The organism is Achromobacter sp. SIMBA_011, assembly GCF_046535435.1.
GTDB lineage: Bacteria > Pseudomonadota > Gammaproteobacteria > Burkholderiales > Burkholderiaceae_B > Achromobacter > Achromobacter dolens.
Genome location: NZ_JAWRWN010000702.1, coordinates 1 through 261 on the forward strand (window position 1 = coordinate 1; position 261 = coordinate 261).

Genomic DNA, 261 nt, shown 5'->3' on the forward strand with positions numbered 1-261 from the left:
CGCCCGTGATCGCCAGATGCTGTTGCGGCAGCGCGTCGTCGCGGATCGCGATGGTGCCGCCGCTCGCGAGATAGTTGCCGTAGAGACAGCGCAAAAAAGTGCTCTTGCCCGCGCCCGACGGGCCGACGAGCACGACGCATTCGCCGCGCTCGACATCGAGCGAGACGCCCGCGAGCGCTTCGATGCCGATGCCGCCCTGGCCGTGCAGCGTGAAGGTCTTGCGCACGTCTTCGGCGCGCAGCATGAGCGCGGGGCGCTCGG

Annotated in this window: 1 protein-coding gene; it reads right to left on the reverse strand. The window is 69.7% G+C overall.

The window, feature by feature from the left end; genetic code table 11:
• Positions 1-261: ATP-binding cassette domain-containing protein (locus tag SB816_RS32765; protein WP_410548348.1), on the reverse strand; the 261-nt coding region annotated here is incomplete at both ends.